This window comes from Cysteiniphilum sp. (assembly GCF_057495195.1).
Window position 1 is genome coordinate 1 of record NZ_JBXTEF010000067.1, and the last position, 6,319, is coordinate 6,319.

Consider the following 6,319-nt stretch of genomic DNA (forward strand, 5'->3'; position numbering starts at 1 on the left):
AGCCATTTAAATGGACATATAAGGGAAGAGTTCTACAGGCGACATAATATTTACTTATTTAAAGGATGAGGTACTAGAGAGAATATGTAGAGTTAATCAATAATTATGGAAGGTCTCTTTTGTTTTCACCTATATAAAGTTGGCGAGGACGTCCAATTTTCATTGCAGGATCATTGTACATTTCTAGATATTGAGAGATCCAACCCGATGTACGCGCCAAAGCAAAAATTGGCGTATACATATAAGTTGGGATATCTAGTGCTTTTAAAATGATGCCTGAGTAGAAGTCAACATTCGGGAATAATTTTCTTTCAATAAAGTAGCTGTCATTTAATGCGATTTCTTCAAGTTTTTTGGCAATGTGCAGTAATGGGTTATTGCTATCACCCATTTGATTAAGGATGCTTTCACATGCTTTTTTCATAGCAGTTGCTCGTGGGTCGGTGTTTTTGTATACGCGATGCCCAAAGCCCATCAATCTAAATGGATCTTCTTTGTCTTTAGCACGCTCAATAAACTTATCGATATTGCTTACATCACCAATTTGCTCCAGCATTTTAACAACTGCTTCATTAGCACCGCCGTGTGCAGGCCCCCAAAGAGCGGCAATACCAGCAACAATAGCGGCATATGGGTCAGTGCCTGTGGAGCCAGCAAGGCGTACAGTTGAAGTGGATGCGTTTTGCTCGTGATCCGCATGCAATATGAAAATCGTATCCATGGCGCGTGCGGCTAATGGGTCAGGTTGGTAATTTTCATTATCAGCAAACATCATATATAAGAAATTTTCAGCATATGAAAAAGATTTCTTAGGTGCCATAAAAGGCAAGCCATTACGGTGGCGATAAGTCATTGCAACTAATGTTGGAATACGGGCAATGATTTTTTCTGCCATTGTTATTTGTTGTTCAGGATCTTTCTTATTCATTGTTTTTTGATTTTCTGCAGACATTACACTCACTGCAGCCATCAAAGCAGCCATCGGGTGAGTGTCTTTCGGGAATGCCTTGATTGTATGCGCAATATGCTCACATGCAGGCATGTGATCTAAAATGCGTTGACTAAATGCATTAACTTCAGTAGTGCTTGGTAATTTGTCATTTAATAAAGCATAGCAAAGATTTAGGTAGTGCGATTTCTCAACCCATTGTTCAATAGGATAGCCGCGATGCAGAAGCACGCCTTGACCACCATTGATATAAGTGATTTTTGACCAACAAGCTGCGGTTGAGAGAAAGCCAGGGTCATACGTGAATAAACCTTCTTTAACCAAAGAAGAGACATCAACAGTTTGTTGACCTAATACAGGGGTGTGAACTGGCAGGGTTAGTGATAAATTTTTGTGTTGGATGTTTAAAACAGCAGTTTCAGACATGTTGATCTCCATGATTTGGCACATTTAAACAGCACAAAACGCTACTGTGACATAGATCAACAAGAGTGTTTTCGTGTTGCTTTAGTTTGTGCAGGTAAGTAAAAATTCTTGAGGCACATTTAAGCTTATATCCCCACGGTTGTCAAATAAAGACACCCAAAGATTGGAAGGAATGGTAAGTCTTATATGGCGTGTGCAGATGATGATTTTGGTAATGCAATCGTACCAATAAAGCCAATGATGCTTGCAATAAGTTGTAAGATCATGCTTTTTTCAAGTCCACCGATTGAGAAGCTTGCGGTAATGATGGCTAGAATAAACGTGATAACAAATATCGTGCTTACTGTTGATTTGGTGTTGGCGAATGTTAAGAAGCCTAAGAGTAGTGAGACGACAGATAAGATAATCCCCCAAATACCTATTGCAACTGAATAGCCCATTAGTGTCGCTGCAAAAATAACACCTGAAATACTTGCGATAACAACGAGAATAGATCCAATATTTTTAATGCCTTTCATAATATTTCTCCTGATAAATGGTATGAACAAAATGCTTCCTTTGCATCATGTGCTCAAGAAGTTAGAGTCAGTCTATTCTTTATCAGTGCTTGCTAGAAATGACAAAATTTTATCAAAGCTATAATATTGATTTATAATTATTGTTTAGAGAATAGATTGGCATCAATGTTATTAGCCGCAGCAATTACTTTTAGGCGGCGTAATGCATCAACCTGAATTTGGCGTACGCGCTCACGCGTCAACCCAATTTGTGAGCCTGTTTCTTCTAACGTCTGGATATCATAGCCGCGTAGACCAAAACGCATTGATAACACAGCGCGTTGATTGTCGCTTAATTCATCAAGCCATTGGTCAATAAACTGAGCTGCTTTTTGATGTAAGTGGATATCCTCCGGATCACTGGTTTGCTCATCAGCAATTGTCTCAAGCATGCTACGATTGGAATCATCATAGGCATCATCTAGTGAATCCATTGGCACTGTTGAGGTGAGGATTTTGCGGATATCTTCAACAGGGCGATCAATAAACTCAGCAATTTCTTCAGGGGATGGCTCATGATCAAGAAGCTTAGTCAGCTCTGTTGCTGCACGTAAATAAACATTGAGCTCTTTTAATATATGAACAGGAACGCGAATTGTGCGTTGGTGATTTAATAGTGCGCGTTCAATATTCTGACGTATCCACCAAGTCGCATAGGTTGAGAAGCGCCAACCTAACTCAGGATCAAATTTTTCAACAGCGCGAATTAAACCAAGATTGCCTTCAGCAATCAAATCAAGAAAGCTTAAGCTGTTACCACGTGGCTTATAACGTTTGGCAATTTTCACAACAAGACGTAAATTACTTTCAATCATGATGTTCTTTGCTTTTAAATCACCTTGTTGTACTTTTTGAGCATAATAGAACTCCTCATCTTTTGTTAGTAAAGGTCTAAAACCAATATCAACAAGGTACATGCGCGTGGCGTCATTGTCTGTGTGTGAGAAGTCATGGGCGCCAATCTCTGCATTATTAAATGCGCTGTCATCTTCACCATTATCATCATCAATAGAACTATCTAGTGCATAACTAGTGTTCTTGGCATCTTCATTGTCGTTATCTTCAATATAGTCATTTGTGAGTGTGTTAATGACATTATTTGCTTTGTTATCAAACTTATTTTGCTTATCTGGCTGTAACACGTCTATCTCCTTATTACCCTACCATAGATATGGTTAGAATTATTGTGATCAAAAGGGTGGCATACTATGCGTTTGTTTTTTGTGGTTTCACTGCATAACAACCCAATTGATGACTTCTTTAACATTATCGCAACAACATCTCATACGCGAAAGAGCAGAATGATGAATCTGCTGTAGGCTATATGATTAAAGTGTTATCAGATATTCTTATGTCCTTGTCGGTAATTATCGTACCCCTAATATAAATAAGATGGCAAGCCTGATAGTGGATCTCTGTAGAAGTATTTATTTTGCCGTCATGATTCGATTTATAAATGATCTTTTTTGTGTCTTTATTTATTCTTTGATGTGTCACCAATCAAGCGATCTTAGTGAGTTGTGCTAGATTATCCCTAATAAGTCCGATATGATTGGATAATTACTTTATATATCAGACGAAGGCTTCAACGCCTCGTTGCTTTGAATGTTTTGAGTATTATGGAACGCGCGAATTACTTTACTTTTCTTAACAATAGATTATCGATTCAAAAGTTTTTAAGTATCTGTTTAATATTACTTATTAGTTGCTCAATCTTCATTTTAGGTGTCTTTAACTATTATCAGATGCGTCAACAAAATGAAGACTTATTTAAAATGCAAATGGTGAACAGTGCCAATGCAATTGATGCTTTGTTATCTGCTGCGATTACTGATAATTCAAAACGTCAGTTAAGTGATTTGTTGGAATCTAATTCTTTAACAACACTTGAAAATATTGCGGGAAACCTAAAGCCCAAAATCGCGCAGTTTGACAATGTATATAAAGATTCGTTTGCTTTCCAAGTTTATGACCGTCGTAGTGGCAGTTTGATTTTGCACTCAACTGGGTCGCCGGATGTTTCTACTTTTCAAAAGACGGAACTTGATAGTTTTCAAACCGTCAAGTTGAAAACAGCACAAGGATTGCAGCTTTGGAATATGTTTAGCATTAATAGTCGTTATCAACCCTATCGTATTGTGGTGTTGGTTAGTTCTGATTTTAAGCATCAAATGTTTTTAAATTTATTTCGCAGTGCTTTATGGGATTTGATTACATTATATATATTTCTATTGCTGTCTATATTTATTGTAGTGCAATTGGCATTGAGGCCTTTATCTGATATTCGTCGTGCAATTGCGGTAAAAGATCCACGTAAGCTTGAACCAATTGCTGTCAAAACAGCACCACCTGAAGTGATTCCGCTATTAAACCAGTTAAATATTTTATTTCAAAAGTTTAGTAAAGTATTGGAGCGTGAAAAGCGCTTTGCCGGAGATGCTGCCCACGAGTTGAAAACGCCATTGGCAGCATTGAAAACACAGGCTGAGGTTGCACTTAACTTGGATGATATGATTGAGATTAAAAAGCGCATTGCTAATATTATCAGTGGTGCGGATCGTTATTTTTATATTATTGATCAACTGTTGACATTAAGTCGCTTAGAGCCGCAGCAGGATTTGCCCGATAAAAAGAATATGAATTTAAATAATATTGCGGAGAATCAACTTGCGGAGTTGGCGCTATTGGCGCTGCAAAAAAATATTGAGTTAGAGTTTTTGCCAAGCAAATCCGCGGCAGTTGTATATGTTAGTGAAACGCTGATAAATATATTATTTAGAAATCTTATTGATAATGCCATTCGCTATACGCCAGATGGTGGCAAAGTTATTTTATATAGCTATGTGGCAAAATCAGAAGTATTATTTGAAGTGGTTGATAACGGGATTGGGATCGCGGAAGATAAGCAAAAGCGAATCTTTGATCGCTTTTATCGTGAAGCAGGGACTGGACAAGCTGGCAGTGGTCTGGGGCTTTCAATTGTGAAAGAGATTGTCAGGTTACATGATGGGCAGATAGCAGCGCGCACCTCAGAAGGGGGGAGGGGGTTGACAATAGTGTTGCAGTTTCCCGTGAGTAAAGCGGTAGAAGCTAGTTAAGGTCAATCATTTAGCGTTCTGTTTGACGCGGCTGTTATGAATATACATGGTGATCGAGTCGGAGAAGAAAGTCTCTCCTGTTTCAGTCTTGCCGTAGAGGCTTATGTCGTTTTTGCCAGGAAAGGGTCTTGGTATATTCCATGTATTGTTTTGATAGAGGGCGCTTCCCTCATGCTCATTTGCAATAACCATCACTTTGGCTTTGGCGGATAGTGGTGGCGAGGTTTGAATGGGGATTAGTGGATAAAAGTTATGAATATGCGTGTTGTTGGCAGGAGATGTGATTTTTATATTAAGCGTGCTTTTTTGATTGTCGATATGTTCAGAAAGTTTTTCTTTGAGTATATCTGTCATCGCTTGCGGTGGGTTAATATCATCTTCGTCATCCTCATTGTCAGTTTTGGTATTTGTTTTGGCAATAACATTTAACGTTTGGGTGTTAACTGTTGTTGTGTTGGAATTTTCTTCAGGAGGTGTGTTGGAGAAAATGGTGTTGCCATTTTTGTCCTGCCAGTGATATATCTCAGCATTTGCTGTGAAGATGTAAAAAACTAAAATTAATAGCAAAAAATGCTGGCAAAATGATTTTGCTTTCGTATATACTTGCACGCGTCTTAACAGCTTATGTTTTCAAAATCTGGTGCATAAAATTATAGGCAAAAAAATCGATGAAAAAAAGTTGATTTTTAAAAACTAAAGCCCTATGATTGTCGCCAGCACGCTGGAGGGGTTCCCGAGCGGCCAAAGGGATCAGACTGTAAATCTGACGGCTCAGCCTTCGCAGGTTCGAATCCTGCCCCCTCCACCACGATTTCCCAATGCGGGCGTAGTTCAATGGTAGAACTTCGGCCTTCCAAGCCGATAGTGTGGGTTCGATTCCCATCGCCCGCTCCATATAAAGGGATTTAAAAGTGTATTTTATAGAATTTAGATTTTAAATATTGAAGCTCGCATAGCTCAGTAGGTAGAGCACTCCCTTGGTAAGGGAGAGGTCACCAGTTCAAATCTGGTTGTGAGCACCATATTTGTGGTTTTTTGTTTTTTGTTGAAAAATGGAGTTAAAAAAATGGCTAAAGAAAAATTTGAACGTTCGAAGCCGCACGTAAACGTAGGTACAATTGGTCACGTTGATCATGGTAAAACTACTCTTACTGCTGCTATTACTAAAGTTATGGCTGAGAAAAACGGTTCAGAAGTAAGAAACTTTGATGAAATCGATAATGCCCCTGAAGAAAAAGCACGTGGTATTACTATTAATACTTCTCACGTAGAGTATGAGTCTCCAAATA

The 6,319-nt window shown here is 38.6% G+C and carries 6 protein-coding genes and 3 tRNA genes; 5 read left to right on the forward strand and 4 right to left on the reverse strand.

Annotated elements, in window-relative coordinates; all coding sequences use genetic code 11:
- Positions 1-103: 103 nt before the first annotated feature.
- The 3 genes from ACY10D_RS05750 to ACY10D_RS05760 all read right to left on the reverse strand — a co-directional run bounded on the left by ACY10D_RS05750 (position 104) and on the right by ACY10D_RS05760 (position 3,074).
- On the reverse strand, positions 104-1,375 hold the full coding sequence (locus tag ACY10D_RS05750; RefSeq protein WP_486999814.1) for a citrate synthase: 1,272 nt from the start codon (positions 1,373-1,375) through the stop codon (positions 104-106).
- 182 nt (positions 1,376-1,557) lie between these two features.
- The gene (locus ACY10D_RS05755; RefSeq protein ID WP_486999815.1) at positions 1,558-1,893 is read right to left on the reverse strand and encodes a hypothetical protein; all 336 of its coding nucleotides are present in this window, start codon (positions 1,891-1,893) and stop codon (positions 1,558-1,560) included.
- A 137-nt stretch (positions 1,894-2,030) separates the two neighbouring features.
- Complete coding sequence (locus tag ACY10D_RS05760; protein WP_486999816.1) at positions 2,031-3,074, reverse strand: sigma-70 family RNA polymerase sigma factor; 1,044 nt, start codon at positions 3,072-3,074, stop codon at positions 2,031-2,033.
- A gap of 603 nt (positions 3,075-3,677) precedes the next feature.
- Here ACY10D_RS05760 and ACY10D_RS05765 point away from each other — a divergent pair.
- Complete coding sequence (locus ACY10D_RS05765; RefSeq protein WP_203368605.1) at positions 3,678-5,030, forward strand: ATP-binding protein; 1,353 nt, start codon at positions 3,678-3,680, stop codon at positions 5,028-5,030.
- Between the two features lie 6 nt (positions 5,031-5,036).
- On the opposite strand, the gene ACY10D_RS05770 is transcribed toward ACY10D_RS05765, so the two are convergent.
- Entirely contained in the window at positions 5,037-5,639 is a 603-nt protein-coding gene (locus tag ACY10D_RS05770; protein ID WP_486999817.1) for a DUF4124 domain-containing protein, read from the reverse strand.
- Positions 5,640-5,753: 114 nt separating this feature from the next.
- On the opposite strand from ACY10D_RS05770, the gene ACY10D_RS05775 reads away from it, so the two are divergent.
- The 4 genes from ACY10D_RS05775 to ACY10D_RS05790 form a co-directional block, all read left to right on the forward strand.
- Positions 5,754-5,838, forward strand: a tRNA-Tyr gene (locus tag ACY10D_RS05775).
- A 12-nt stretch (positions 5,839-5,850) separates the two neighbouring features.
- Positions 5,851-5,924 (forward strand) — tRNA-Gly (locus tag ACY10D_RS05780).
- Between the two features lie 52 nt (positions 5,925-5,976).
- Positions 5,977-6,052, forward strand: a tRNA-Thr gene (locus ACY10D_RS05785).
- Positions 6,053-6,096: 44 nt separating this feature from the next.
- The coding region (locus ACY10D_RS05790) for a GTP-binding protein (protein WP_486999818.1) at positions 6,097-6,319 on the forward strand (223 nt) is incomplete at its 3' end.

What these genes read in the sequence shown, in the direction of transcription:
- ACY10D_RS05750 (WP_486999814.1), bottom strand. Translation starts at nt 1,375, where the DNA reads ATGTCTGAAACTGCTGTTTTAAACATCCAACACAAAAATTTATCACTA.
- ACY10D_RS05755 (WP_486999815.1), bottom strand. Translation starts at nt 1,893, where the DNA reads ATGAAAGGCATTAAAAATATTGGATCTATTCTCGTTGTTATCGCAAGT.
- ACY10D_RS05765 (WP_203368605.1), top strand. Translation starts at nt 3,678, where the DNA reads ATGCGTCAACAAAATGAAGACTTATTTAAAATGCAAATGGTGAACAGT.